The 25,218-nt window shown below is 73.7% G+C and carries 25 protein-coding genes (1 of these 25 running past the window's edge); 10 read left to right on the top strand and 15 right to left on the bottom strand.

Annotation, left to right across the window (positions count from 1 at the left end):
• The 3 genes from AC5K6T_RS07105 to AC5K6T_RS07095 form a co-directional block, all read left to right on the top strand.
• Positions 1-60 carry the final stretch of a sporulation protein gene (locus AC5K6T_RS07105; protein ID WP_493206596.1) on the top strand. 723 nt of this gene lie to the left of the window's left edge, so only the last 60 of its 783 coding nucleotides appear in the window; the start codon falls outside the window, past its left edge; it ends in the stop codon at positions 58-60.
• A gap of 105 nt (positions 61-165) precedes the next feature.
• Positions 166-705 carry a YbhB/YbcL family Raf kinase inhibitor-like protein gene (locus AC5K6T_RS07100; RefSeq protein ID WP_493206595.1) on the top strand — a complete coding sequence of 180 codons (540 nt, stop codon included), beginning with the start codon at positions 166-168 and terminating at the stop codon, positions 703-705.
• A gap of 186 nt (positions 706-891) precedes the next feature.
• Positions 892-1,398, top strand: coding sequence for an HNH endonuclease (locus AC5K6T_RS07095; RefSeq protein WP_493206593.1), 507 nt, complete (start codon positions 892-894; stop codon positions 1,396-1,398).
• Positions 1,399-1,462: 64 nt separating this feature from the next.
• On the opposite strand, the gene AC5K6T_RS07090 is transcribed toward AC5K6T_RS07095, so the two are convergent.
• From AC5K6T_RS07090 to AC5K6T_RS07080, 3 genes are all read right to left on the bottom strand, one after another.
• A complete protein-coding gene (locus AC5K6T_RS07090) occupies positions 1,463-2,398 on the bottom strand; it encodes an SPFH domain-containing protein (RefSeq protein WP_493206591.1) in 936 nt (311 codons plus the stop codon).
• Positions 2,399-2,554: 156 nt separating this feature from the next.
• Positions 2,555-2,986, bottom strand: coding sequence for an NfeD family protein (locus AC5K6T_RS07085; protein WP_493206589.1), 432 nt, complete (start codon positions 2,984-2,986; stop codon positions 2,555-2,557).
• A 112-nt stretch (positions 2,987-3,098) separates the two neighbouring features.
• Positions 3,099-3,896 carry an ABC transporter ATP-binding protein gene (locus tag AC5K6T_RS07080; RefSeq protein ID WP_493206587.1) on the bottom strand — a complete coding sequence of 266 codons (798 nt, stop codon included), beginning with the start codon at positions 3,894-3,896 and terminating at the stop codon, positions 3,099-3,101.
• Between the two features lie 162 nt (positions 3,897-4,058).
• On the opposite strand from AC5K6T_RS07080, the gene AC5K6T_RS07075 reads away from it, so the two are divergent.
• On the top strand, positions 4,059-4,847 hold the full coding sequence (locus AC5K6T_RS07075; protein WP_493206586.1) for an Rv1486c family protein: 789 nt from the start codon (positions 4,059-4,061) through the stop codon (positions 4,845-4,847).
• 291 nt (positions 4,848-5,138) lie between these two features.
• Here AC5K6T_RS07075 and AC5K6T_RS07070 read toward each other — a convergent pair whose 3' ends face one another.
• The 4 genes from AC5K6T_RS07070 to AC5K6T_RS07055 all read right to left on the bottom strand — a co-directional run bounded on the left by AC5K6T_RS07070 (position 5,139) and on the right by AC5K6T_RS07055 (position 7,773).
• Entirely contained in the window at positions 5,139-5,378 is a 240-nt protein-coding gene (locus AC5K6T_RS07070; protein WP_493206585.1) for a chaplin, read from the bottom strand.
• A gap of 144 nt (positions 5,379-5,522) precedes the next feature.
• A complete protein-coding gene (locus AC5K6T_RS07065) occupies positions 5,523-5,765 on the bottom strand; it encodes a chaplin (protein ID WP_493206584.1) in 243 nt (80 codons plus the stop codon).
• Positions 5,766-5,942: 177 nt separating this feature from the next.
• Positions 5,943-6,584 (bottom strand): response regulator, encoded by a 642-nt coding sequence (locus AC5K6T_RS07060; RefSeq protein WP_493206582.1) that lies wholly within the window; start codon positions 6,582-6,584, stop codon positions 5,943-5,945.
• On the bottom strand, positions 6,577-7,773 hold the full coding sequence (locus AC5K6T_RS07055; protein WP_493206580.1) for a GAF domain-containing sensor histidine kinase: 1,197 nt from the start codon (positions 7,771-7,773) through the stop codon (positions 6,577-6,579). Before AC5K6T_RS07055 ends, AC5K6T_RS07060 begins: the two co-directional genes overlap by 8 nt.
• Before the next feature lie 715 nt (positions 7,774-8,488).
• Here AC5K6T_RS07055 and AC5K6T_RS07050 point away from each other — a divergent pair.
• Positions 8,489-9,307 carry a transglycosylase SLT domain-containing protein gene (locus AC5K6T_RS07050; RefSeq protein ID WP_493206579.1) on the top strand — a complete coding sequence of 273 codons (819 nt, stop codon included), beginning with the start codon at positions 8,489-8,491 and terminating at the stop codon, positions 9,305-9,307.
• 90 nt (positions 9,308-9,397) lie between these two features.
• On the opposite strand, the gene AC5K6T_RS07045 is transcribed toward AC5K6T_RS07050, so the two are convergent.
• Positions 9,398-11,941, bottom strand: coding sequence for an ABC transporter ATP-binding protein/permease (locus AC5K6T_RS07045; RefSeq protein WP_493206577.1), 2,544 nt, complete (start codon positions 11,939-11,941; stop codon positions 9,398-9,400).
• 243 nt (positions 11,942-12,184) lie between these two features.
• On the opposite strand from AC5K6T_RS07045, the gene AC5K6T_RS07040 reads away from it, so the two are divergent.
• Positions 12,185-14,428, top strand: coding sequence for a streptophobe family protein (locus AC5K6T_RS07040; protein ID WP_493206575.1), 2,244 nt, complete (start codon positions 12,185-12,187; stop codon positions 14,426-14,428).
• A gap of 130 nt (positions 14,429-14,558) precedes the next feature.
• Positions 14,559-15,767, top strand: a complete 1,209-nt coding sequence (serB, locus tag AC5K6T_RS07035) for a phosphoserine phosphatase SerB (protein ID WP_493206573.1) — start codon at positions 14,559-14,561, stop codon at positions 15,765-15,767.
• Between the two features lie 174 nt (positions 15,768-15,941).
• On the opposite strand, the gene AC5K6T_RS07030 is transcribed toward serB, so the two are convergent.
• The 4 genes from AC5K6T_RS07030 to AC5K6T_RS07015 all read right to left on the bottom strand — a co-directional run bounded on the left by AC5K6T_RS07030 (position 15,942) and on the right by AC5K6T_RS07015 (position 18,861).
• Positions 15,942-16,454, bottom strand: coding sequence for a SixA phosphatase family protein (locus tag AC5K6T_RS07030; RefSeq protein WP_493206572.1), 513 nt, complete (start codon positions 16,452-16,454; stop codon positions 15,942-15,944).
• Between the two features lie 106 nt (positions 16,455-16,560).
• A complete protein-coding gene (locus tag AC5K6T_RS07025) occupies positions 16,561-16,797 on the bottom strand; it encodes a hypothetical protein (RefSeq protein WP_493206570.1) in 237 nt (78 codons plus the stop codon).
• Positions 16,798-16,970: 173 nt separating this feature from the next.
• Positions 16,971-17,087: an SGM_5486 family transporter-associated protein gene (locus tag AC5K6T_RS07020; RefSeq protein ID WP_493206568.1), complete on the bottom strand. Its 117-nt coding sequence runs from the start codon at positions 17,085-17,087 to the stop codon at positions 16,971-16,973.
• A 379-nt stretch (positions 17,088-17,466) separates the two neighbouring features.
• Positions 17,467-18,861, bottom strand: a complete 1,395-nt coding sequence (locus tag AC5K6T_RS07015; RefSeq protein WP_493206567.1) for a CynX/NimT family MFS transporter — start codon at positions 18,859-18,861, stop codon at positions 17,467-17,469.
• Positions 18,862-18,931: 70 nt separating this feature from the next.
• Between AC5K6T_RS07015 and AC5K6T_RS07010 the strand changes: the two genes are divergently transcribed.
• The gene (locus AC5K6T_RS07010) at positions 18,932-19,621 is read left to right on the top strand and encodes a FadR/GntR family transcriptional regulator (protein ID WP_493206566.1); all 690 of its coding nucleotides are present in this window, start codon (positions 18,932-18,934) and stop codon (positions 19,619-19,621) included.
• Between the two features lie 256 nt (positions 19,622-19,877).
• Here the strand turns inward: AC5K6T_RS07010 and AC5K6T_RS07005 are convergent, their stop codons facing one another.
• From AC5K6T_RS07005 to fabG, 3 genes are all read right to left on the bottom strand, one after another.
• Positions 19,878-20,216, bottom strand: a complete 339-nt coding sequence (locus AC5K6T_RS07005; RefSeq protein WP_493206564.1) for a hypothetical protein — start codon at positions 20,214-20,216, stop codon at positions 19,878-19,880.
• 183 nt (positions 20,217-20,399) lie between these two features.
• Positions 20,400-21,167, bottom strand: coding sequence for an enoyl-ACP reductase FabI (gene fabI, locus AC5K6T_RS07000; RefSeq protein ID WP_493206562.1), 768 nt, complete (start codon positions 21,165-21,167; stop codon positions 20,400-20,402).
• 5 nt (positions 21,168-21,172) lie between these two features.
• The gene (gene fabG / locus AC5K6T_RS06995; protein ID WP_493206561.1) at positions 21,173-21,892 is read right to left on the bottom strand and encodes a 3-oxoacyl-[acyl-carrier-protein] reductase; all 720 of its coding nucleotides are present in this window, start codon (positions 21,890-21,892) and stop codon (positions 21,173-21,175) included.
• A 265-nt stretch (positions 21,893-22,157) separates the two neighbouring features.
• On the opposite strand from fabG, the gene AC5K6T_RS06990 reads away from it, so the two are divergent.
• Both AC5K6T_RS06990 and AC5K6T_RS06985 read left to right on the top strand, forming a co-directional pair.
• Positions 22,158-23,681 (top strand): TldD/PmbA family protein, encoded by a 1,524-nt coding sequence (locus tag AC5K6T_RS06990; RefSeq protein ID WP_493206560.1) that lies wholly within the window; start codon positions 22,158-22,160, stop codon positions 23,679-23,681.
• Positions 23,682-23,763: 82 nt separating this feature from the next.
• The gene (locus AC5K6T_RS06985) at positions 23,764-25,176 is read left to right on the top strand and encodes a metallopeptidase TldD-related protein (protein WP_493206558.1); all 1,413 of its coding nucleotides are present in this window, start codon (positions 23,764-23,766) and stop codon (positions 25,174-25,176) included.
• Positions 25,177-25,218: the final 42 nt, after the last annotated feature.

Below are 25,218 nucleotides of genomic sequence, written 5' to 3'. Positions count from 1 at the left end.
TGGGCCGGCTACCTCAACCAGTGGCTGTCGGAGGTCGGCAGCCGGCGCAACTGGTTCTAGGGCGTGTTTCGAAAGTCCCGCCTGCCTGGCGGCAGCGCGCGTGTGGACACACGGACACCCCCTAGGCTCGGCGTCGACCGTAGGAAGCGATCAGGAGGTACCGAGGTGACCGAGCTCAGGAGGCGGCCGCTCCCGCACGACTTCCACCCGCCCGTGCCGTCCTTCACGGTGACGAGCGAGGACGTCAAGGAGGGCGCCCCCCTCAAGGAAGCCCAGGTCCACGCGGGCGGCAACACCTCGCCGCACCTGCGCTGGGCGGGCTTCCCGCCGGAGACCAGAAGCTTCGCCGTGACGTGCTACGACCCGGACGCGCCCACCGGCAGCGGGTTCTGGCACTGGTCCGTCTTCGACATCCCGGCGGACGTGACGGAACTGCCGGCGGGCGCGGGCAGCGGCAGCTTCGAGGGACTTCCGAAGGGCGCCGTGCAGGTGCGCAACGACTACGGCACCCGGGACTTCGGCGGCGCCGCGCCGCCCGCCGGGGACGGCCCGCACCGCTATGTCTTCACGGTGTACGCCGTGGACCGGGACAGGCTCGGTCCGGACGCGGACGCGACACCGGCCGCCGTCGGGTTCAACCTGCGGTTCCACACGCTCGCGCGGGCGCAGCTCGTCGGCGAGTACGAAGTGCCCGCCGAAGGCTGACGTTCACGGAACGTTTGCTCGCCTCTGGTCTTGGAAGTGATCAGAGGCGGGCATTTTTGTTGCCGGGGGCCATGGGGGAACCCTCGTGGGAGCAGCAGATATTGCGTTGTCCATCTCGGCGTGCCCGGCCAGAGTTGATCCCAGCCCGCCAGGGGGTGGGCCGGTGCACACGGGAGGTGGGCTGGTATGCGGGACACGCTGGTACTCAACGCGAGCTTCGAGCCGCTGTCGACGGTGACCTTGAACCGAGCCGTCGTTCTGGTGCTCCAGGACAAGGCCGTCGTCGAGCAGGCCCACCCCGAACTGCGGATGCGGGGAGCCGCGGTGGACATACCCGCGCCCCGTGTGATCAGGCTCTGCCGCTATGTGCGGGTGCCTTTCCGAAGACAAGCGCCGTGGTCGCGGCGGGGTGTGCTGGTCCGGGACCGGCACCGGTGCGCGTACTGCGGCCGCCGCGCCACGACCGTGGACCACGTGGTGCCGCGGGCGCAGGGCGGTGAGGACACCTGGCTGAACACCGTGGCCTCGTGTGCGGAGGACAACCACCGCAAGGCCGACCGTACTCCGGACCAGGCGGGCATGCCGTTGCTGCGGCAGCCGTTCGAGCCGAGCCCGCAGGACGCGATGCTGCTCGCGCTGGGCTCGGCGGAGCTGGCCGCGCTGCCGGACTGGCTGTCCCGCAGCGCCGCCTGACCTCCCGGGCGTACGGCTCCCCGCGCCCGGGTGGGCGCGGGGAGGCGCGTCCGCGCGGGGCGGGTCAGTCGATGCCCGGCCGCTCGGTGCGCTCCGTGCCCCCGCCGCCGGCCGGAGCGGGCTTCTGCATGCCGAAGTTGCCCATCGCGCCGGACAGGCCCTTCAGGGCGTCGCCGATCTCGCTGGGGACGATCCAGAGCTTGTTGGCGTCGCCCTCGGCGATCTTGGGGAGCATCTGGAGGTACTGGTAGCTGAGGAGCTTCTGGTCGGGGTCGCCGGCGTGGATGGCCTCGAAGACCGTACGGACGGCCTGGGCCTCGCCCTCGGCGCGCAGGGCGGCCGCCTTGGCCTCACCCTCGGCACGCAGGATCTGGGACTGCTTCTCGCCCTCGGCGCGCAGGATCTCCGACTGGCGGACGCCTTCGGCCTGGAGGATCGCGGCGCGCTTGTCGCGGTCGGCGCGCATCTGCTTCTCCATCGAGTCCTGGATGGAGGTGGGCGGTTCGATGGCCTTGAGCTCGACGCGGTTGACGCGGATGCCCCACTTGCCGGTGGCCTCGTCCAGGACGCCGCGCAGGGCGGCGTTGATCTCCTCGCGGGAGGTCAGGGTGCGCTCCAGGTCCATGCCGCCGATGATGTTGCGCAGGGTGGTGACCGTGAGCTGCTCGATGGCCTGGATGTAGCTGGCGACCTCGTAGGTCGCGGCCCGCGCGTCGGTCACCTGGTAGTAGATGACGGTGTCGATGTTGACGACCAGGTTGTCCTGGGTGATCACCGGCTGCGGCGGGAAGGGGACGACCTGCTCGCGCAGGTCGATGCGGTTGCGGATGGTGTCTATGAACGGGACGACGATGTTGAGGCCGGCGTTCAGTGTGCGTGTGTAGCGACCGAAGCGCTCGACGATGGCGGCGCTGGCCTGTGGGATGACCTGGATCGTCTTGATCAGGGCGATGAAGACCAACACCACCAGAATGACCAGGACGATGATGATCGGTTCCATCGTCTTCCACGTACCCCTTCTCGGCTGCGGCGTTATCGGCAGATCGTGTGTTCTTCGTCGATCTTGCTGGTCGAGTCTGACAGAACGCCGCCCGCCCTGCGGGGCGTTCGGGTCAGTTGTGGCCCGCTTCCGGCCGGGCCGAGGGCAGGCGGGGGATCACATGACGATCGCCGTGGCTCCCTCGATGTCGACCACGTCCACTTCCGCCCCGGCTTCGTAGCTGCGGCCGGAGTCGAGGGAGCGGGCCGACCAGACCTCGCCGGCCAGCTTGATGCGGCCGCCGGAACCGTCCACGCGTTCCAGGACGACGGCCCGCCGTCCCTTCAACGCCTCCGCGCCGGTGACGAGTCGGGGGCGCTGGGTGCGGTGCCGGTGGGCGATGGGCCGGACGACGGCGATGAGGGCGACGGAGACCCCGGCGAAGACGAGGACCTGCGGGACGACACCGGCCCCGAACCCGGCGACGCCGGCCGCGGCGACGGCGCCCACCGCCAGCATCCCGAACTCGGGCATGGCGGTGGTCACGAGCGGGATTCCGAGCGCGGCCGCGCCGACGAGCCACCACACCCATGCGTCGATGTCGTTCACAAGGGGCATGGTAGGTGCGCGCCGCGGCCGCCGACAGGGCGCACCGGGGTCCGGTCGGCGCCGCGGCGGGCCGGCCCTGGCCGGCGCGTGCGGTCGGGGCCGGCCGCCGGGGTCAGGACAGCGGCAGGCCCTGGGCGGTCCAGCGGTCGCCGACCTGCTCGACGACGAGCGGGAGGCCGAAGCAGAGGGAGAGGTTGCGGGAGGTCAGTTCCAGCTCCAGCGGTCCGGCGGCGAGGACCTCGCCCCGGCGGATCATCAGGACGTGGGTGAAGCCGGGGGCGATCTCCTCGACGTGGTGCGTGACCATGATCATGGAGGGGGCGATCGGGTCGCGGGCGAGCCGGCCGAGGCGGCGGACCAGGTCCTCGCGGCCGCCGAGGTCGAGGCCGGCGGCGGGCTCGTCCAGGAGCAGCAGTTCGGGGTCGGTCATCAGGGCGCGGGCGATGAGGGTGCGCTTGCGCTCGCCCTCGGAGAGGGTGCCGAACTTCCGGTCCAGGTAGTCGCTCATGCCGAGGCGGTCGAGGAAGGCGCGGGCGCGTCGCTCGTCGACCTCGTCGTAGTCCTCGTGCCACGTGGCGGTCATGCCGTAGGCGGCGGTGAGCACGGTCTCCAGGACGGTCTGGCGCCCCGGGAGCTTGTCGGCCATGGCGATGCCTGCCATGCCGATGCGCGGACGCAGCTCGAAGACGTCCGTGCCGGGTGTGCCCAGGGTCTCGCCGAGGATGGTGGCGGTGCCCTTGCTGGGGTAGAGGTAGCTGGAGGCGACATTGAGGAGGGTGGTCTTGCCGGCGCCGTTGGGCCCGAGGATGACCCAGCGCTCGCCCTCCTTGACCGACCAGGAGACCTGGTCCACCAGAGCCCGGCCCTCGCGGACCACGGATACGTCCTGAAGCTCCAGAACATCGCTCATGAGCGCGTTGTCTCCCCTTGCAGTGTGGCCGGTCTCGGCTGTCGCGTTCGCCTGTGGCTCGGTCCGCCGCGCCGGTGGGCGCAGCCCTCAAGGAAATCTACGCCACCGGTCGCCCGGGCCGTTCCATCGGTCCGGTGCTTCGCTGTTCCCTAGGGTGGGGGCATGCTCTCGGAACCGCGCTCGGGCCGCCTGGCCGCATGGGGAAATGCCCTTCTCGCCGGACTTGTGCCGCCGGATGACGCCGTGTCGGCGATCGTCGGCGAGGACGCCGTGCACCGCGTGGAGGGGTTGCCGGGCGAGGAGCGGGAGGTGGGACTGACACTCGCGCTGGGCCGGCTGCGCGGACTGGGCGTGACGGGGCTGCGGGTGGCGCTGCCCGCACCGGGGCATCCGCTGGGGCTGAGCGGGCCGCCGGAGTTCAACGCGCGGGCGCTGGCCGCCGAGGAGGCCGTGGTGTGTCACGGGGCCGCGCTGGGGCTGGTGCCGGAGGTGTCCGAGGCGGGCCCGGAGGGCGATGTGCATGTGGAGGTTCTCTGGCGGTGCCTGCCGGTGCGCGAGGCGCCGGGGGCGGACGTGCCGTCGCTGGGTGAGGCGGAGCGGGAGCTGGCTCAGGCCCTGCGGGAGGCGACCGAGGTGCTGACGCGGCTGGACGTGGCGGCGTCGGGGCCGGTGGCGGAGGCGGCGCTCGGGGCGTACCGGGCGCGGGCCGAACGGGGGCGGGAGGTGCTGGCGCCGGGATATCCGCCGCGGGCGGTGCGGGTGCTGGAGCTGGCGCAGCGGGTGGGGCTGCTGGTGTCGATGGCGTCCGACCACGGGCACGGGGGCGCGGTGAGCGCCTCGGAGATGGCGGCGCGCTCAGCCGCGTTGCGGCCGGTGGAACGCACGGCGCGCCGGGCCCAGGTGGCGGCGTACAACGCGTACGTGGAGGAGCGCGAGCGCGGGGTGCGCTGAGGATCCTCACCGCGGGCCGGGGCCGGGGCCGGCCCGGGCGGGCGCACGCGCGGTGGCCCGGCCGCGAGCGGGCACGGGACGGTGGCGGGAGGGCTCGGCATCACCGGCGCCCGGGGGACGGAGGTGTGCGCGGCGGCCGGCCCGGCGGCGCGGGAGACCCGCAGGGGCCGTCGAACGGGGGCGAGGGGTCCGGGGGGCCTGTCACCGCTGCGCGACGCCCGGCGGCGGGCACGGGTGGGGCCCCTCGCGCCGGGGACGGCGTGAGGGGCCCTGGCCGGGCGCACCCGGACGTCAGTCGTTGACGCCGGTGTTGCCGAACGCCGGGTTGAGGCCGGCGATGCCGTTGACGGTGTTGCCGACCACGTTGACCGGGATGTGCACGGGCACCTGGGCGACGTTGCCCGAGCCGACACCCGGCGACTTGACGGCCGCGCCTTCGGCTCCGGCGTCGGCGACGGCGGCACCGGCGGACGCGCCGGCGGCGGCACCGGCGACGGCCACGGCCACGGCGGCCTTCTTGGCGATGTTCATGGGACGGACTCCTCCTGCGAGTACGGGAGCGACCCGGCCGCGGGTCGTGCGCTGGTCAACGCCCCGCAGGTCGTGAACGGCACGGAACACCGCCGTGAACGGCCCGTTCGGATCATTGGGCGGACAAGCTGACCACCGGGTGGGTCACTGGTTGACGCCGAGGTTGCCGAAGGCGGGGTTGAGCACGCCGACGACGTTGACGCTGTTGCCGACCACGTTCACCGGGACGTGCACCGGGGCCTGGACGAGGTTGCCCGAGAGGATCCCCGGAGAGTGCTGGGCCGTGCCGCCGGCGTGCGCGTCGGTGGCGGACGCCATCCCGGCTCCGGCGGCCACCAGTCCGCCTGCCGCCATCGTCACGGCCGCGGCCTTCTTCAGGTTCTTCACTTCAAGCCCTCCTAGCGTTCGCCGCGGCAGTCGCCGCAGCACGCACTGGAGAACGCGGAGGGCCCGGGGAGGATGCGCCATCCGGGTGACATTCCCACGACGGTATGAATCTCAGCCCGGAGGGGAACCGTCCGGTGGGCCGCCCCGCGCCCGGCGTGCGCCCCCCGGGGGCGGGGATCAGCCGGCCATTCCGTGACGTACCGCCCACAGGGCGGCCTGGGTACGGTCCGCCAGGTCGAGCTTCATCAGGATGTTCGAGACGTGTGTCTTGACGGTCTTCTCCGACAGCACGAGGGCGCGGGCGATCTCGCGGTTGGAGCGGCCGTCCGCGATCAGTCCCAGCACCTCGCGCTCCCGCTCGGTGAGCGAACCGCCCCGCCCCTGGACCGCGTGCGCCTCGTCCTGGGACAGCAGGGCGCCTGCGACCTCCGGCTGGAGCAGGATGTGGCCCGCGTGCACGGAACGGATCGCCCCGGCCAGCGCATCGGGGTCGACGTCCTTGTAGACGTACCCGGCGGCGCCCGCGCGCAGGGCCGGGACGACCGTGCGCTGTTCGGTGAAGCTGGTGACGACCAGCACCCGTGCGGGGTTGCCCAGCTCACGGAGTCTGCGCAGGGCCTGCACACCGTCCATGCCCGGCATCTTGACGTCCATCAGGACGACGTCGGGCCGCAGCTCCTCGGCGCGTGCCACGCCCTGCTCGCCGTCCGCGGCCTCACCGACGACCTCGATGTCGTCCTGCACCTCCAGGAAGGTCCGCAGACCACGACGGACCACCTGGTGGTCGTCGACGAGCAGCACCTTGATTGCGTCAGCCACCGGGGACCTCCATCTCGACCGTGGTGCCCTTCCCGGGCGCCGACTCCACCGACAGGCCGCCGCCCACGCCGCTCGCCCGGTCGCGCATGGAGACCAGGCCGAGGTGGCGGCCCGCGCTGCGCACCGCCCGCGGGTCGAAGCCGTCGCCGTCGTCCGTGACGCGCAGCACGGCGCCGGTGCCCTGCCGGTGCAGGGTGACGTCGACCTGCCCGGCGCCGGAGTGCCTCAGCGCGTTGTGGAGCGCCTCCTGCGCGACGCGCAGCAGGGCCTCCTCCTGGGCGGCGGGAAGGGCGCGGACCCCGCGGCTCGCGAAGGTGACGCGTGCGCCGTGGGCGCGGTCCAGGACCTGGACCTGGTCACGCAGGGTCGCGACGAGGCCGTCCTCGTCGAGCGCTGCGGGCCTCAGCTCGACCACGGCGGCGCGCAGCTCGTCGGCGGCCTCCGCGGCCAGCGCGGCCACCTGCTGGAGCTCTCCCTTGGCGCGCGCCGGGTCGCGGTCGACCAGGGCTGCGGCCGCCTGCGCGGTCAGGCGCAGGGAGAACAGCTTCTGGCTGACGGCGTCGTGCAGCTCGTGCGCGAGGCGGGAACGCTCCTCGGCGATGGTGAGCTCCCGGCTGCGCTCGTACAGCCGGGCGTTGGTCAGGGCGATGGCCGCGTGCTGGGCGAGGATCGCGAGGAGTTCCTCGTCCTCCTCGGTGAAGCCGCAGCCGCCGGGCCGGGCGGCGGGCGGGGCGGGCCGTCCGGGGTCCGCGGCCGGCGGGGCGTGCCCTTCCGGGCGGCGCTTGTTCGCCAGGAACAGGGCACCGATGATCTCGTCGCCGTCGCGCACGGGCAGGCCCAGGAAGTCCGACAGCTCGGGGTGGGCGGCCGGCCATCCCCCGAAGCGGGGGTCCTCCCGGACGTCTGCGAGGCGTTCGGGGCGGGCCTGGTGCAGCATCGCCGCCAGCACGCCGTGCTGGCGGGGCAGCGGGCCGATGGCCTTCCACTGCTCCTCGCCGATGCCGTCGACGACGAACTGGGCGAAACCGCCGTGGTCGTCGGGCACGCCCAGGGCGGCGTACTCGGCGTCGAGCAGCTCGCGGGCGGAGGCGACGATCGTCTTCAGGACGTCGCGCACCTCCAGGTGCCTGCTCATGGCCAGCAGTGCGGAGCTGACCGCGGCGAGGCCCGACCGGGGACCGTGACTCATGCCCTCACGGTACCGGCGGGGTGCGACAGCGCGGATCGGCCCGGTGACCGCCTCCGGCCGGGACCGGGGTCCTGGTCCTCCGGCCCTGGTCCTGGGGTCCTGGTCCTGAAGTCCTGGTCCTGGGGTGCTGGTCCTGGGGTGCTGGTCCTGGAGTCCCGGTCCTCGGGTCCGGTCCCGGTTGCCCCGCCGGTCCCGGCTGCCCAGCCGGCTGCCGCGCGGCGGCGTCGGCGGGCGGAGGGGTGCCGGGCGGTCCCGCACCGGGCGGAGGGCCCCGTCGGCCGGACGTACGACGGGGAGCCGCACGGGACCGACCGCGGGAGGAGGCCGCAGGCACGGGGGGCGTCCTTCGGGAGGAGAGCGTTCACACAGAGCGTTGCGGTCGCGACGTTCGGTGAGTTCACCGTGCGGCCCGTGTGAGGCCGCGCATAGGGCGCAGGTCACGTACGAAGGGGCATAGGAGACGGGCACTCCGGTGCGAGCGGGACAGACGGCCCAGTCTGTCCTGATTTGCCCCTCCCTGATCCACTACCGGGGATCGTACGTCACACCTTTGCCTGGCAATTTTGCGCTCGCTAAGAATGGCTGCCGTCGCTCAGCGCCGCGGGTCTCGCACCCCGCGGCGTTCGTGTGGGCAGCACCCCGCGCCCCGCCGGACGAAGAGGTTTCCCGCCGGACGCAGAGCGACCTCCGCGCTATCCGAAGAGGTCCACCAGCCATGCTCAAGATCATCCAGAAACCCGGTCGCGGCCGCACGCTGACCAGGAACCACAAGTTCGCCCTCGCCGGTGTCGCCACGCTCGGCGCCGCCGCGCTGGCCTTCTCCGTGGTGCCCGCGAACGCGGAGACCACGACGGCCGAGGCTCCGGTCGCCGCTCCCGTGGCGTACCAGTCCGGGAAGCAGGTGACCGAGGTCCGGGCGACCCTCACCGACCGGCTCGCCGCGTCCGCGGTGAAGGTCGAGGCGATCGAGGCCCAGCACAAGGCCGCCGTCGAGGCCGCCGCGCAGAAGAAGGCCGCCGCCGAGGCCAAGCAGAAGGCAGCCGAGCAGGCGAAGAAGAAGGCCGCGGAGAAGGCCGCGAAGGAGCGCGCCGCGAAGGAGCGCGCCGCGAAGGCCGCCAAGGAGCGCGCCGCGAAGGAGGCCGCGAGCCGGTCCGCGCAGCGTGCCCAGGTGAAGAAGGCCGCGCCGAAGAAGGCCGCGCCCAAGAAGGCCTACGCGAACAACCTGGACGGCTGGATCCGCGAGGCCCTGGACATCATGCACGACAAGGGCATCCCGGGCACCTACAACGGCCTGCACCGCAACATCATGCGGGAGTCCTCGGGCAACCCGAACGCGATCAACGACTGGGACATCAACGCCATCAACGGCGTCCCCTCGATCGGTCTGCTGCAGATCATCAAGCCGACCTTCGACGCCTACCACGTCCCCGGCACGGCCTGGAGCCAGTACGACCCGATCGCCAACATCGTCGCCTCCGCGAACTACGCGGCCGACCGCTACGGCTCGATCGACAACGTCAACAGCGCGTACTGAGGTCTGGCGCGGAGCCCGGTACCGGCACGCCGAAGGGCGGCACCCTCCTGACGGGGTGCCGCCCTTCGGCGTGGTACGGGGTGCCCGCGGCTACTTGCGCATGACCTCGGGCTCGTGGCGGCGCAGGAAGCGGGCCACGAAGAAGCCGCAGATCACGCCGAGCGCGAGCAGGGCGGCCATGTCCATGGTCCAGGCGCCGGCGGTGTGCTCCCACAGCGGATCGGTGCCGGCCCCCGGCTCGGGCGGGCTGATCCGGTTGAAGTCGAGCGTGGCGCCCGCAGCGCCGACCGCCCAGCGCGAGGGCATCAGGTACGAGAACTGGTTGACACCGACCGTGCCGTTGAGGACGAACAGGCAGCCGGTGAAGACCACCTGGATGATCGCGAACATGACGAGCAGGGGCATCGTCTTCTCGGCGGTCTTCACCAGCGAGGAGATGATCAGGCCGAACATCATCGACGTGAAGCCCAGCGCCATGATCGGCACGGACAGTTCCAGCAGCGTGGCGCCGCCGAGGACCAGGCCCTCCTCGGGGATCTCCCGGCTGGAGAAGCCGATGACGCCGACCAGCAGCCCCTGGAACACGGTGATCATGCCGAGCACGAACACCTTGGACATCAGATAGGCCGAGCGGGACAGGCCGGTGGCGCGCTCCCGCTCGTAGATGACCCGTTCCTTGATCAGCTCGCGGACGGAGTTCGCGGCGCCCGCGAAGCAGGCGCCGACGGCGAGGATCAGCAGGACGGTGGTGGCGGTGCCGTTGGGGATGATCCGGCCGGCCCCGTTGGGCGGGTTGGGCAGCAGTCCGCGGTCGGCGTCGATGAGCAGGGACACCGCACCGAGCACCGCCGGCAGGATCACCGTCAGGGCGAGGAAGCCCTTGTCGGAGGCGATCACCGACACATAGCGGCGCACGAGGGTGACGAACTGCGACATCCAGCCCTGCGGCTTCGGCGGCTTCATGGCCTGCATGGCCGGCACCTGTACGGCCTGCGGGGCTACGGCGTCGATGTCCGCGGCGTACATCTGGTAGTGCTGGGAGCCCTTCCAGCGGCCGGCCCAGTCGTAGTCGCGGTAGTTCTCGAAGGCGGAGAAGACGTCGGCCCAGGTGTCGTAGCCGAAGAAGTTCAGCGCCTCCTCGGGCGGGCCGAAGTAGGCGACGGAGCCGCCCGGCGCCATCACCAGCAGCTTGTCGCACAGAGCCAGCTCGGCGACGGAGTGGGTGACGACGAGGACGGTGCGGCCGTCGTCGGCGAGGCCGCGCAGCAGCTGCATCACGTCGCGGTCCATGCCCGGGTCGAGACCCGAGGTGGGCTCGTCGAGGAATATCAGCGACGGCTTGGTGAGCAGTTCCAGGGCGACCGAGACGCGCTTGCGCTGGCCGCCGGACAGGGACGTGACCTTCTTGTCCTTGTGGATGTCGAGCTTGAGTTCGCGCAGCACCTCGTCGATGCGGGCCTCGCGCTCGGCGGCCGTGGTGTCGGCGGGAAAGCGCAGCTTGGCGGCGTACTTGAGGGCCTTCTTGACGCTGAGTTCCTTGTGCAGGATGTCGTCCTGCGGAACGAGGCCGATGCGCTGGCGCAGCTCGGCGAACTGCTTGTACAGGTCGCGGTTGTCGTAGAGGACCTCGCCCTGGTCGGCGGGCCGGTAGCCGGTGAGCGCCTTGAGCAGGGTGGACTTGCCGGAGCCGGACGGTCCGATGACCGCGATCAGCGACTTCTCCGGCACGCCGAAGGAGACGTCCTTCAGGATCTGCTTGCCGCCGTCGACGGTGACCGTCAGGTGGCGGGCCGAGAAGGACACCTCGCCGGTGTCGACGAACTCCTCCAGGCGGTCGCCGACGACGCGGAACGTGGAGTGGCCGACGCCGACGATGTCGGCCGCGCCGAGCACCGCGGAGCCGCTCTTGGCGATCGGCTGGCCGTTGACGTACGTGCCGTTGTGGGAGCCGAGGTCGCGGATCTCCATGCGGCCGTCGGGCGTGGAGTGGAACTCCGCGTGGTGGCGGGAGACCTGGAGGTCGGAGACCACCAGGTCGTTCTCCAGGGCACGGCCGATGCGCATCACCCGGCCGATGGAGAACTGGTGGAACGTGGTCGGGCTGCGGTCGCCGTAGGCCGGCGGGGTGCCCGCGCCGGGGCCGCCGTGCTGCTGGGGGACCTGCGGGTGCGGCCGGTCGGCCTGCGGGGCGGGGTGCCGGGGCGCCTGCTGGGGCGGGGCCTGGTGGTGCGGGGCCTGGTGGGGAGCCTGCTGGGGTGCGGGCTGCTGGGGCCGGCCGGCGCCCGCGCCCTGGGCGGCGTAGGGCTGGTGCGGCTGCGCCTGCGGCACGGCGGCGCCGGCCTGGGCACCCGTCAGGCTGACCTCGGGCCCGTCGGTCGCGTTGCCCAGGTGGAGCGCGCTGCCCGGGCCGATCTCCAGCTGGTGGATCCGCCGGCCCCCGGCGAACGTGCCGTTGGTGCTGCCGTGGTCCTCGATGAGCCAACTGCGCCCGTCGAAGCGGACCGTGGCGTGTCGCCAGGAGACCCTGGCGTCGTCGAACACGACGTCTCCCTGCGGGTCGCGTCCGAGTGTGTAGGACCGGGACGGGTCCAGCGTCCAGGTCCGTCCGTTTGTCTGCAGTACGAGTTCCGGCACTCCATGCCCCACTGAGTTGTCCCCCGAATTGCCCCCGTCGCGGGGAGTCTAGGGATGGCGAACATCGGGGGGAACTATTCCAGGAGCGGCCCCCCGTCCGAAAGTCGGGCCTTGCGAAGGCCGTGCCGGCGCCTGTCGGCACGGTGTCGCCGGCGGGGGTTGAAACCTGCGCGGTAAGTGGTATTCCACGCGAGAGGGGACATGCGCGGCGTCCGCGCCGCCTCGCGGATCGGGGGGTCTGCCATGAGGGCCGCAACTGGGCAGCCGGATAACAGGGTTCCGTGGATCGACGTGGTGACGGCCGCGGTCGCCGCCGTGAGCTGGGCGTTGATCGGGATGGCGGGTACGGCGGCGCTGGGGCTGCATCTGCTGGGCGCGGACACGGCGGGCTCGCTCGGGCCGATGACGGCCGCCGTGGTGGCGCTCGCCGCGGGCGGCTCGGTGACACCGTCCGGCGACGTGTCCGCGTACGGCCTGCACGGCGCGGAGGCCACCGGGGCCGTCGGAATCACGCCACTGGGCGTCGGCCTCGTCGGCGCCCTGCTGCTGTCCTGGTTCTTCCTGCGATCCCTGCGGACGGCCGGAGCCACCGTCCCGGGCGCCGAACTCGCCGCCCGCGCGGGTGCGGTGCTGGCGCTGTTCCTGGCGGTGCTCGGCGGTCTGGCCTGGGCCGGCCACGACGTCGTCACGATCGACGGCAGCCGGCTCGGACTGGACCGGCTGCCCGGTACCGGAGGCTCGGGCGGCTCGGGCGGCTCGGGCGGCCTCACCGTACCGGGGCTCGGCGACGTCGGGGACATCGGCGGGCTGCTGCCGGACCGGGTCGGCGACCTCATCGACGCCGAGGCCGCCGTCGGGTTCACCGTCGACACCGCGCCCACCCTGCTGGGCGGCACGGTCTGGGCGGCCGGCGTGCTGCTCGTCGCGCTGCTCGCCTCGCGCCGCACTCCCCTGCCCGCCCGGCTGCGGGCCGTGCACCGGGTCGTGCGGCCGGCCGTCTCGGCGCTGGTGACCGTGCTGCTGCTGGCGGTGGCCGCGGGCTGGTCCGCCGCCGGATACGCCGCGTTCGGCGACGAACACCCCCGCCGCATCGCCGGCGCGGCGCTGCTCGGCGCGCCCAACGGGGTGTGGCTGGGTCTGCCGGTCGGGCTCCTCGTGCCGTACGACGGCCGGGCCACCGGGGTCCTGACCCGCTTCCTGCCGGATCCGCTGGACGAACTGCTCTCCGGCTCGGCCGGGCCGGTGACGCTGGCCCGGCTGGCGGAACTGGACGCGCGGGTGTGGCTGCTGGGGGTGGCGGCGGCCGCCGCGATGCTGCTCGCGGGGGTGCTGGTCGCGGTCCGGACACCGCTCCCCGGTGCCGGACCGGGCGCGGCGAGCGGCGGGGCTCCGGCCGTGCGGGCGGCCTGGGACGGTGCGGGTGCCGCGCGGGGCCGCGGCCCCGGCGCGTCGCGGTTCGCCGGGGTGTGCGCGCTGCGGCTCGGCATCGTCACGGCCGCCGCGCTGCCCGTGCTGGGGTGGCTGGCGGAGGTGTCGGTGGACGCCTCGCTGTCGGTGCTGGGCTTCGACGCGTTCGGTTCCGGCGTGTGGCTGCGGGCGCGGCCCGGCACGGCAGCGCTGCTCGGCGCGGTGTGGGGCGCGGGGGCGGGTGCCGTCGGCGGGCTGCTGGCCTGGGTGTGCGGGGCAGCGGGGCGGCGGGTCGCGCCGCTGGCACGGGGTGACGGGGCGGGCGGCCCGGCCCGAGCGGGGACGCCGGGTCTGCCGGGGCCGTACGCGCCCGGCAGGCCGTACCGGCCGCCGGACCCCGCCACCAACCCCTATCTGCGGATCCCCGGAGCGCTGCGGGAGCCCGAGGACGCCCGGCCGCCCGGCGCGGTGGTCCGGCCCGAGCCGGGGGGCGGCCCGCCCGATGCCGGGGGCGGTGCGGGCGGCCCCGGTGCGGGCGGCCCGGGACCGGGCGGCAGGTACGGGGACCCGGCCGACGGCGGGTACGGCGGGCCGGGCCGGGGCGGGTACGGCGGCCACGGCGGGCCCGGCGACGGACCGTACCGACGGCGGGGCGACGGACGGCACGGGCAGGCGGGCGACGGGCGGCCCGTGCAGGAGAGGGGCGCTCCGTACGGGCCGGGCTCCGACGGCCGGAGCGGCGGGGCGGGCGGCCCGAGCGGCGGCAGGGGCGGCGGGGCGCGGGGCGGAGGCGGGGCGGGTGGCGGAGAGGGCGGGCGCGGCGGGGCACCGGGGGACGGTGACGCCCGGTCTCCGGGGCCGTGGCGGGGCGTTCCACCGGAGGACCCGTCCGGTGATCTCTCCGGCGCGCCGACCGTGATCAGTCCCGCCGAACCGCCCCCGTCCCGGCCACCGGGGCGCGCCGGCGGGGCTCCGCCCGGGAAGCGGCCCCCGACCTCCCCCGAGGAGGGGCCGCCCCCGCCACCCGGGCCCCCGCCACCCGGCCCTCCGCCACCGCGGCCGCCGCGCGGAGGGCGCTGAGCCGCCCCCGCGGACGGAACCGTCGCCCGGGCGCCCGGTGCGCGCCGTCGAGCGGACGCCCGGAGTTCCCTGTCCGCCAGGCGGACCTCGGGGGCGGACGGCACTGGGTGCCGGATACGGTGGGAGCACCATGAGTGCTTCGCAGACCTCTGAGGTCCCCACCCTCCTTGTCAAGATCTTCGGCAAGGACAGGCCGGGCATCACGGCCGGACTCTTCGACACCCTCGCCGCCTACTCGGTCGACGTGGTCGACATCGAGCAGGTCGTCACCCGCGGCCGGATCGTGCTGTGCGCCCTGGTCACCGAGCCGCCGCAGGGCACGGAGGGCGACCTGAGGGCGACCGTGCACAGCTGGGCCGAGTCGATGAGGATGCAGGCGGAGATCATCTCCGGCATCGGCGACAACCGGCCGCGCGGGCTCGGCCGGTCCCTGGTCACGGTGCTCGGGCATCCGCTCACCGCCGAGGCGACGGCCTCGATCGCGGCGAGGATCACCCGGGTCGGCGCGAACATCGACCGTGTCTTCCGGCTGGCGAAGTACCCCGTGACGGCGGTGGAGTTCGCGGTGTCCGGCGTGGAGACGGAGCCGCTGCGCACGGCGCTGGTGACGGATGCCGCCGCGCTCGGCGTGGACGTGGCGGTCGTCGCGGCGGGGCTGCACCGGCGCGCGCAGCGCCTGGTCGTGATGGACGTCGACTCCACGCTGATCCAGGACGAGGTGATCGAGCTCTTCGCCGCGCACGCGGGGTGCGAGAGCGAGGTCGCCGAGGTGACGGCGGCCGCGATGCGCGGGGAGCTGGACTTCGAGCAGTCGCTGCACGCGCGGGTGGCTCTGCTGGCCGGGCTGGACGCCTCGGTGGTGGACAAGGTGCGCGCCGAGGTGCGGCTGACGCCGGGCGCGCGCACCCTCATCCGGACACTGAAGCGGCTCGGCTACCAAGTCGGTGTCGTCTCCGGCGGGTTCACCCAGGTCACCGACGACCTCAAGGAGCGGCTGGGGCTGGACTTCGCCCAGGCCAACACGCTGGAGATCGTGGACGGCAGGCTCACCGGCAGGGTCACCGGCGAGATCGTGGACCGGGCGGGCAAGGCGCGGCTGCTGCGCCGGTTCGCCGCCGAGGCGGGGGTTCCGCTGTCGCAGACGGTGGCGATCGGCGACGGCGCCAACGACCTCGACATGCTGAACGCGGCCGGACTGGGGGTCGCCTTCAACGCCAAGCCCGTGGTGCGGGAGGCAGCGCACACGGCGGTGAACGTGCCGTTCCTGGACGCGGTGCTGTACCTGCTGGGCATCACGCGGGAAGAGGTCGAGGCGGCGGACACGCACGGCGCGGACTGATCCGCCCGGCCCAGTTGAAGGGCACCTCGCCGGGCGAGGCCCGGGCGTCCGGCGCGCGGCGCGAGCGCAGGGCCGGAGCCCGGCGGGCCGCAGGCCTGAGACGGCGGGGCCCGGTGCCGTCTCCCGGCGCCGTCTCCCGGCGCCGGGCCCCCGGGGCGTGGGATCGGCTCGGCCCTACGGCGCCCAGTAGTCGACGAGGGTGCCGGAGCCGGGCTCCAGGGTCTTCCAGGGCCCCGCGAAGGTCAGCACGGCGTAGGCCGCGGTGGGGAAGCCGCGGCTGTTCATCCGTGTGGCGCAGTCGGCCTCGGCTGTACCGGCGAGGATGTCGGCGAGGCCGTGGACGCCGGGGTTGTGGCCGATGAGGACGAGGTTGCGGGCGTCGTCGGGGGTTTCGTTGAGCACCGTGATCAGCTCGCCCGGGGAGGCCTCGTAGATCCGCTCCTCGTAGACGGTCTTCGGCCGGTGCGGGAACTCGTGGACGGCGAGCTTCCAGGTCTCGCGGGTCCGGACGGCCGTGGAGCACACGGCGAGATCGAAGGGGATGCCGGTGTCGGCCAGCTTGCGTCCGGCGACTGCGGCGTCCATGCGGCCCCGCTCGGCGAGCGGCCGCTCATGGTCGTTCACCTGCGGCCAGTCGGCCTTTGCGTGGCGGAAGAGGACGATCCTGCGGGGTTCTGCGACGCTCATGCGTTCCAGCTTCGCATGAAACACGCCACAAGGCGCAGGGAGTTGACAGGCCTCCCCACCGGCCGTCACCAGCGGCGACCGGGGCGGGCCGGGCTGTGAGCAGTGATCATCGCCCGAGGGGGAACAGCTCCTGGGCGCGCTCGACGAGATGGGCGACCGCCGAGGCGCCGCCGGGCGTGGCGTGGGCTTCGGCGGGGTCGGGTATGAGGGAGAAGAGCGCGAGGAAGGCGAGGACGGGCAGCGCCAGCGCCCACCACGGCAGGCGGGCGGCGGCGCCACGGGGGGCGGCGGTCCGGCCCGGGGCGCCCGGGGTGCGGGGCGGGGTGTGCGTCGTGGCCGTCATGCGTGCCTCCGCAGGGCTTCGAGTGGTCCGTGATCCGCTCCTCGCGGCCACATCTCGACGCTACGGGCCCGGCGTCCGTCAACCCATCCGGTGATCCACCCACTTGCCCCTGAGCCTCACCCCCTAGGGGACGGGGGGTTACCCCCACCCCCGCCGCGCGGGGCGGGGCCGGGTCAGGGTGCGGCGATCGACGCGATGACCGCGATGACGACGAAGACGGCGAGGAACGCGCCGAAGACGATCAGCATCTTCCGCTGGCCGTTCTGGGGGTTCGGGTCGAGCACGGGCATACCGCCAGTCTCGCACCCGCATCGCGCGGCCCGGGCCCCGGGGTCCGGGCGGGCGCGCCCCGGCATCCGCACGGACGCCCCGCCCCGGCCCGGACCCGGCTCCGGGCCCGGCCTCGGCGTCGCCCCGGGGCGACGCTCTCCGGGCGCCGTACGGGAGCGGACCACGAGAGCGGACCACGAGGGCGGACACGGACACGGGCATACCCCCGCCTGCTCCGACGCAGGCGGCGAGGCGCACCCGCCGCGCCGCCGGGCCCGGCCGGGGCTGCCCGACCCGGCGGCCGGGTCCGGGCGGCCGGGTCCGGGCGGTCAGGTCCGGGCGGTCAGGTCCGGGCGGCCGGGTCCGGGCGGCCGGGTCCGGGCGGCCGGGTCCGGGCGGTCAGGTCCGGGCGGCGGCCTCGTCCTCCACGGTGCGGTCCCGGCCCGCGAGGAAGCCGACGCACATCTGCGGCAGCATCAGCGCGGCCATGAGGGCGAGGGGCACACTCCAGCCGCCGGTGTGCTGGTAGAGCACGCCGACCAGGAGCGGACCGGGGACGGAGACCAGATAGCCGGTGCTCTGCGCGAAGGCCGAGAGCTGGGCCACGCCGCCCCCGGTACGGGCGCGCATGCCGACCATGGTCAGGGCGAGCGGGAAGGCGCAGTTGGAGATGCCGAGCAGCACCGCCCAGGCCCAGGCGCCGCCGGCCGGGGCGAACGCGAGGCCTCCGTATCCGGCCAGGCCGCAGACGCCGAGCGCGAGGACCATGGGGCCCTGGTGGGGCAGCCGGGTGGCCAGCCGGGGAATGACGAAGGCGAGCGGCACGCCCATCGCCATCGTCACGGCGAGCAGCACACCGGCGGTGGAGGCGGCCACACCCGCGTCGCGGAAGATCTGGGCCATCCAGCCCATCGTCACGTAGGCGGCGGTGGCCTGCAGGCCGAAGAACACGGCGAGCGCCCACGCGGTGCGGCTGCGGGTGATGCGCAGGGTCTCCGGCTGCCGCTCGGCACGTCCGGAGGCCGCCCCGGTGCCGTGGGCGGCCGGCACCGGGGCGTCGGCGCCGCGGTCCGCCCCCCGCGCGCGTGCCCCCGCGTAGGGGGCCACGCCGCCGGGCTGCTCGGGCTTCGGCCGCCGCACGAACGCCAGCCAGGGCAGGACGGCGGCCGCGGCGAGCGCCGACCACACGGCGAGGCCGGTCCGCCAGCTGCCGCCCAGGGCGTCGGTCAGGGGCACGGTCGCGGCCGCCGCGGCGGAGGTGCCCAGCGCCAGGGCCATGGAGTAGAGGCCGGTCATGGAGCCGACCCGGTCGGGGAACCAGCGCTTGACGAGGACCGGCATCAGCACGTTGCTCACCGCGATGCCCATGAGGGCGAGCGCGCTGGCGGCGAGGAAGACGGGTGTGCTGCTCACATAGGGCCGTACGAGCAGTCCGGTGGCGATGGCGGCCATGCCGGCGCACACCACGGCGCCGGGCCCGAAGCGGCGGGCCAGGCGCGGGGCCGTGACGCCGAAGGCGGCGAAGCACAGCGGTGGTACCGAGGTGAGCAGCCCGGCCATGGTGCCGCTCATGCCGAGTCCGTCGCGGACCTCCTCCAGCAGGGCGCCGAGGCTGGTGATGGCGGGCCGGAGGTTGAGCGCGGTCAGCACGAGGGCGACGACGAGCAGCCGCGCCCGCCACGCGCGCGTGGCGGAGGCCGGGCCGCCGGTGGGGGCGGGGGCGGTGCTCGGGCGGTCGGTGCTCTTCAGGGGGGTCATGAGTCGTGTCTTCTCGGCGGCCATGCCTCTCATCATAGAATCATGGGATGATTGGTTGTCCATTCCCGCTCGGCCCCTGGCGGTCGCGGTCGTGCAAAGGTGAGTCATGCCCCTGAGCCATCCCCGCCGCTCGGCCCTGTCCGAGCAGGTCATCGCCGCACTGCGCCACCAGATCACCTCGGGTGAGTGGCCGGTCGGGTCCCGTATCCCCACCGAGCCGGAGCTGGTGGAACAGCTCGGGGTCGCCCGGAACACCGTGCGGGAGGCGGTGCGGGCGCTCGCGCACAACGGTCTGCTCGACATCCGCCAGGGCTCGGGCACCTATGTGGTGGCCACCAGCGAGCTGGCCGGGGTGATGCACCGGCGGTTCGCGGACGCCGACCCGCGCCACATCGCCGAGCTGCGGTCCACGCTGGAGTCGAGCGCGGCGAAGCTGGCCGCCGAGCGGCGCACCGAGCGTGACCTGCGGCAGCTGGAGACGCTGCTGCGGCGCCGTGAGGAGGCGTGGCGGTCCGGTGGGACGGAGGCCTTCGTGACGGCCGACGCGACGTTCCACCTGGCCGTGGTCGCGGCCTCGCACAACGACGTCATGACGGCGATGTACGCCGACCTGGGCGAGGTGCTGCGCGACTGGCTGCGCGAGGACGTGGGTGAGGAGCTGACGCCGGAGACGTACATGGACCACGCGAGGCTCCTGGACGCGATCCGCGCGGGCGACGCGGAGACGGCGGCCGCGGAGGCCGCGAGCTACCCCCTGGGGTGCCGCCAGGCGCCTCTGACCGGCTCCGCGGGCTGAACGCCGGCTCCCGCCCGCCGTCGGCCGGCCCGCACGGCCACGGGCCGGCCGACGGCGGGCCCGTCGACGGCGCGGGCCGCGGAAGCACGCCCGGGAGCCGGAGGCACTCCGCACGCGCGCAGGTCCGCAAGGCCCCCGCACCCGCGCCTGAGAACCGTCAGCCGTCGCCGGCGGCCTTGCGCGCGCGGTCCCGCACGAGGCCCCGTACGCGCGCGGTCCCGCACGGGATCCCGTCCGCGCGCCCCCGTCACCGGTCTCACCGCAGCTGGTGACTGATCCACACGGAGCGGATCTCCTTCCAGCACCGGCCGGTCAGCCGGACGGTCTCGGCGGGACCGGCGTCGGCGGGCGGGCTGTCGCTGTCGAGGTCCCACCAGCGGTCGCACTCGATGTGCAGTCGGACCCGGTCGACGGACGGGTAGGCGTTGTGGCAGTGGGCGACGACGTGGGAGCCCTGGACGCTTGTGCGGCACTCGGCGCCGTGGGGCGTGGCAGGGTCCTCGGACGCCCGCGCGTGGGACGTCGCCTCGTGCGGGGCGCAGAGGGCGAGGGCGAGGGCGAGGGTCGCCGGGGCCAGGCTTCGGGACAGGCGCACAAGAGAACCTCCTCGGCCGGGCTGGGGAGGAAATCACGCGGTGGACACGTGATCCAGGGTGCCCGGCCGGCCCCGCTCCCCGCCCGGCCGGAGGGGCCGAACGGGTGACGCCCCGCCCCCGCGCGGTGCGGGGACGGGGCGTGGGCGCCGGCGCCGGGGCGGGCGTGGGAGGAGCGGGTGCGGTTACGCGCCGATGGCGTGCAGGCCGCCGTCCACGTGGACGATCTCGCCGGTGGTCTTGGGGAACCAGTCGCTGAGCAGGGCGACGATGCCGCGGCCGGCCGGCTCGGGGTCCTTCAGGTCCCACTCCAGCGGGGAGCGGGTGTCCCAGACGGAGGCCAGCTCGCCGAAGCCGGGGATGGACTTGGCGGCCATGGAGCCGAGCGGGCCGGCGGAGACGAGGTTGCAGCGGATGTTCTGCTTGCCCAGGTCGCGCGCCAGGTAGCGGCTGGTGGCCTCCAGGGCGGCCTTGGCCGGGCCCATCCAGTCGTACTGCGGCCAGGCGAACTGGGCGTCGAAGGTGAGGCCGACGACCGAGCCGCCGTTCTGCATCAGCGGCAGGCAGGCCGTGGTCAGCGACTTCAGGGAGTACGCCGAGACGTGCATGGCCGTCGCCACGGACTCGAACGGCGTGTTGAGGAAGTTGCCGCCGAGTGCGTCCTGCGGGGCGAAGCCGATGGAGTGCACCACGCCGTCCAGGCCGCCGAGCTCCTCGCCGACCAGGTCGGCCAGGCGGCCCAGGTGCTCGTCGTTGGTGACGTCGAGCTCGATGACCTTGGTGGGCCTGGGGAGCTTCTTGGCGATGCGCTCCGTCAGCGTGGGCCGCGGGAACGCGGTCAGGATGATCTCGGCACCCTGCTCCTGGGCCAGTCGGGCGGCGTGGAAGGCGATGGAGGACTCCATCAGCACACCGGAGATCAGGACGCGCTTGCCCTCGAGAATTCCGCTCATGGTGTTCAGTGACCCATTCCCAGTCCGCCGTCAACGGGGATGACGGCTCCAGTGATGTACGAGGCGTCGTCCGAGGCGAGGAACCGCACGGCCGCGGCGATCTCGTCCGGCTGCGCGTAACGGCCGAGCGGGACCTGCGACACGATGTTCGCGCGCTGCTCGTCGGTGAGCACCTTGGTCATGTCGGTGTCGACGAAGCCGGGCGCGACGACGTTGAAGGTGATGTTGCGCGAACCCAGCTCACGGGCGAGGGAGCGCGCGAAGCCGACCAGGCCGGCCTTGGAGGCGGCGTAGTTCGCCTGCCCCGCGGAGCCCAGCAGACCGACGACCGAGGAGATCAGGACCACGCGGCCCTTCTTGGCGCGCAGCATGCCGCGGTTGGCGCGCTTGACGACGCGGAAGGTGCCGGTGAGGTTGGTGTCGACGACCGAGGTGAAGTCCTCCTCGGACATGCGCATCAGGAGCTGGTCCTTGGTGACGCCGGCGTTGGCGACGAGCACCTCGACGGGGCCGTGGGCGTCCTCGATCTCCTTGTAGGCCTGCTCCACCTGCTCGGGGTCGGTGATGTCGCACCGGACGGCGAGGCAGCCCAGCTCCGCGAGGACGGCGGGCGGCTCACCCGAGCGGTACGTGATCGCGACCTTGTCGCCGGCGTCGGCGAAAGCGCGGGCGATGGCGAGGCCGATGCCCCGGTTTCCTCCGGTGACGAGAACCGAGCGGCTCAACGGATCACCCTTTCGATAGCGGTCCTGCCCGCCCGGACACCTGGATGACAGGCGGCTTCATTGAAAACCTATCGGGCGTCCCGCCGGGGCGGGCATTCGGGCACCCACAGTGGCACGGGCCCCGCGCTGTCGGGTCCCTACAGTTCGGGCCGGTGCCGCGCCCACGGTGGATCAAGCCCGGACATCGCGGTGGGCCGCGCAGCGGGACGTGGTTCACTGCCCCCCGACGGTCATCTCAGGCAAGCGCCCGAAGGGAATCCCGCCCGTGCCCCATGAAATCGATCAGTCGTTCACGGCACTCCCGCTGCGCGCCCTCGCCGACGCCGCGCTGGCCCGGGCGCGGGCCCTGGGCGCGGAGCACGCCGACTTCCGGTTCGAGCGGGTGCGCAGCGCGTCGTGGCGGCTGCGGGACGCCAGGCCGGCCGGGGCGTCCGACGTCACCGACCTCGGCTACGCGGTGCGGGTCGTGCACGGCGGGACCTGGGGGTTCGCCTCGGGTGTCGACCTGTCGATGGACGCGGCGGCACGGGTCGCCGGACAGGCGGTGGCGATGGCCAGGCTGTCCGCGCAGGTGACCAGGGCGGCCGGGTCGGACGAGCGGGTGGAGCTGGCGGACGAGCCGGTGCACGCGGAGAAGACCTGGGTGTCGTCGTACGAGACCGACCCGTTCGCCGTGAGCGACGAGGAGAAGTCGGGGCTGCTGGCCGAGTGGAGCGAGCGGCTGCTGGCGGCGCCGGGCGTCGACCACGTGGACGCCGCGCTGCTCACCGTGCACGAGAACAAGTTCTACGCCGACACGGCGGGCACCGTGACCACCCAGCAGCGGGTGCGGCTGCACCCGCAGCTGACGGCGGTGTCGGTGGACGCCTCCAGCGGCGAGTTCGACTCCATGCGCACGCTCGCGCCGCCGGCCGGGAGGGGCTGGGAGTACCTGACCGGCACCGGCTGGGACTGGGACGCCGAGCTGGAGCAGATCCCGGAGCTGCTCGCCGAGAAGATGCGTGCGCCGAGCGTGCAGCCGGGCGCGTACGACCTCGTCGTCGACCCGTCCAACCTGTGGCTGACCATTCACGAGTCCGTCGGGCACGCCACGGAGCTGGACCGGGCGCTGGGCTACGAGGCGGCCTACGCCGGCACCTCCTTCGCCACCTTCGACCAGCTCGGCAGGCTGCGGTACGGCTCGGAGCTGATGAACGTCACGGGCGACCGGACCGCCGAGCACGGCCTGGCGACCGTCGGCTACGACGACGAGGGCGTCGAGGCGCAGTCCTGGGACCTGGTGCGGGACGGCACCCTGGTCGGGTACCAGCTCGACCGCAGGATCGCCCGGCTGACCGGGCTCGGGCGGTCCAACGGGTGCGCCTTCGCCGACTCCCCCGGCCATGTGCCGGTGCAGCGCATGGCCAACGTCTCGCTCCGGCCGGACCCGGCCGGGCTGTCGACGGAGGATCTGATCGGCGGCGTCGACCGCGGGATCTACGTCGTCGGCGACCGGTCCTGGTCGATCGACATGCAGAGGTACAACTTCCAGTTCACGGGGCAGCGCTTCTTCCGGATCGAGAACGGCCGGATCACCGGACAGCTCAAGGACGTCGCCTACCAGGCCACCACGACGGACTTCTGGGGCTCGATGACGGCGGTGGGCGGGCCGCAGACGTATGTGCTGGGCGGTGCCTTCAACTGCGGCAAGGCCCAGCCCGGCCAGGTCGCGGCCGTGTCGCACGGCTGCCCCTCGGCCCTGTTCCGGGGCGTCAGCATCCTCAACACCACGCGGGAGGCGGGCCGGTGAGCGCCGCGGCCGGGTTCAGCCAGGGCCCCGGGGGGCGTCCCCGGGGCACGTTCCGACACCACACCACCCAGGAGGCCCGCCGATGAGCGCCCGTACGAGCAAGCCGCACGAGATCGTCGAGCGCGTCCTCGAACTGTCCCGCGCGGACGGGTGTGTCGCCATCGCCGACGAGCAGTCGAGCGCGAACCTGCGCTGGGCGGGCAACGCGCTGACCACCAACGGTGTCACCCGCGGCCGTACGCTCACGGTGATCGCGACCGTGGACGGCAAGGAGGGCACCGCCTCCGGTGTGGTCTCGCGGGCGGCGGTGACCGCCGACGAGCTGGAGCCGCTGGTGCGGGCCGCCGAGGACGCCGCGCGCGGGGCCGCGCCCGCCGAGGACGCCCGCCCGCTGATCACCGGCGGGGACACGGCGCGGCGCTCCCCCGGCTCCCCCGGCTTCACGGAGGCGCCCGCGGAGACCTCCTCCGCGGTGTTCGCCGACTTCGCGCCCGCGCTGGGCGAGGCGTTCGCCCGGGCCCGGGCCGGCGACCGCGAGCTGTACGGTTTCGCCCTCCACGAGATGACGTCGAGCTATCTGGGCACCTCCACGGGGCTGCGGCTGCGGCACGACCAGCCGAACGGCACGCTGGAGCTGAACGCCAAGTCGCCGGACCGGACGCGGTCGGCCTGGGCGGGCCGCGCCACGCGGGACTTCGAGGACGTCGACCCGGCGGCGCTGGACGCCGAGCTGGCGGTGCGTCTCGGCTGGGCCGGGCGGCGGGTCGACCTGCCGGCCGGGCGGTACGAGACGCTGCTGCCGCCGACCGCCGTCGCGGACCTGCTGATCTACCAGATGTGGTCGGCGTCGGGGCGGGACGCGGCCGAGGGCCGCACGGTGTTCTCGCGGCCCGGCGGCGGGACCCGGCTCGGCGAGCGGCTCAGCGATCTGCCGCTGACGCTGCGCAGCGACCCGCACGAGCCGGGCCTGGAGTCGCTGCCGTTCGTGCTGGCGCACTCCTCGGGCGGCGACGCGTCGGTGTTCGACAACGGGCTGCCGCTCGCGCCCACCGAGTGGATCGCCGGGGGCGAGCTGAAGAACCTGGTCACCAGCCGGTTCACCGCCGAGCTGACCGGACTGCCGCTCGCCCCGGCCGTGGACAACCTGGTCCTGGAGGGCGGCGCGGACCGCTCCCTGGACGACATGGTCGCGAGCACCGAGCGGGGGCTGCTGCTGACGTGCCTGTGGTACATCCGCGAGGTCGACCCGGCGTCGCTGCTGCTCACCGGCCTGACCCGGGACGGTGTGTATCTGGTGGAGAACGGCGAGGTGACCGGTGCGGTGAACAACTTCCGGTTCAACGAGTCGCCGGTCTCCCTGCTGGGCCGGGTCACCGAGGCGGGGCGCACCGAGCGCACGCTGCCCCGGGAGTGGGGCGACTGGTTCACCAGGGCCGCGATGCCGGCGCTGCGGGTCCCCGATTTCAATATGAGCTCGGTCAGCCAGGGCGTATAACCTCAGGGGTGGCGGTCGCTCGACCGCCTGAAGATCATCCGA

The sequence above is a fragment of the Streptomyces sp. B8-7 genome (genome assembly GCF_058833805.1).
Note: the sequence above shows the minus strand (reverse complement) of the source record. Positions and strands in the feature narration are given on the sequence as shown.

Excerpts from the sequence above, each read along its gene's own strand:
- AC5K6T_RS07095 (WP_493206593.1), top strand. The coding sequence starts at position 892 with ATGCGGGACACGCTGGTACTCAACGCGAGCTTCGAGCCGCTGTCGACG.
- AC5K6T_RS07090 (WP_493206591.1), bottom strand. The coding sequence starts at position 2,398 with ATGGAACCGATCATCATCGTCCTGGTCATTCTGGTGGTGTTGGTCTTC.
- AC5K6T_RS07080 (WP_493206587.1), bottom strand. The coding sequence starts at position 3,896 with ATGAGCGATGTTCTGGAGCTTCAGGACGTATCCGTGGTCCGCGAGGGC.
- AC5K6T_RS07075 (WP_493206586.1), top strand. The coding sequence starts at position 4,059 with ATGCTCTCGGAACCGCGCTCGGGCCGCCTGGCCGCATGGGGAAATGCC.
- AC5K6T_RS07070 (WP_493206585.1), bottom strand. The coding sequence starts at position 5,378 with ATGAACATCGCCAAGAAGGCCGCCGTGGCCGTGGCCGTCGCCGGTGCC.
- AC5K6T_RS07055 (WP_493206580.1), bottom strand. The coding sequence starts at position 7,773 with ATGAGTCACGGTCCCCGGTCGGGCCTCGCCGCGGTCAGCTCCGCACTG.
- AC5K6T_RS07050 (WP_493206579.1), top strand. The coding sequence starts at position 8,489 with ATGCTCAAGATCATCCAGAAACCCGGTCGCGGCCGCACGCTGACCAGG.
- AC5K6T_RS07040 (WP_493206575.1), top strand. The coding sequence starts at position 12,185 with ATGAGGGCCGCAACTGGGCAGCCGGATAACAGGGTTCCGTGGATCGAC.
- serB (WP_493206573.1), top strand. The coding sequence starts at position 14,559 with ATGAGTGCTTCGCAGACCTCTGAGGTCCCCACCCTCCTTGTCAAGATC.
- AC5K6T_RS07030 (WP_493206572.1), bottom strand. The coding sequence starts at position 16,454 with ATGAGCGTCGCAGAACCCCGCAGGATCGTCCTCTTCCGCCACGCAAAG.
- AC5K6T_RS07025 (WP_493206570.1), bottom strand. The coding sequence starts at position 16,797 with ATGACGGCCACGACGCACACCCCGCCCCGCACCCCGGGCGCCCCGGGC.
- AC5K6T_RS07020 (WP_493206568.1), bottom strand. The coding sequence starts at position 17,087 with ATGCCCGTGCTCGACCCGAACCCCCAGAACGGCCAGCGGAAGATGCTG.
- AC5K6T_RS07015 (WP_493206567.1), bottom strand. The coding sequence starts at position 18,861 with ATGATGAGAGGCATGGCCGCCGAGAAGACACGACTCATGACCCCCCTG.
- AC5K6T_RS07010 (WP_493206566.1), top strand. The coding sequence starts at position 18,932 with ATGCCCCTGAGCCATCCCCGCCGCTCGGCCCTGTCCGAGCAGGTCATC.
- fabI (WP_493206562.1), bottom strand. The coding sequence starts at position 21,167 with ATGAGCGGAATTCTCGAGGGCAAGCGCGTCCTGATCTCCGGTGTGCTG.
- AC5K6T_RS06985 (WP_493206558.1), top strand. The coding sequence starts at position 23,764 with ATGAGCGCCCGTACGAGCAAGCCGCACGAGATCGTCGAGCGCGTCCTC.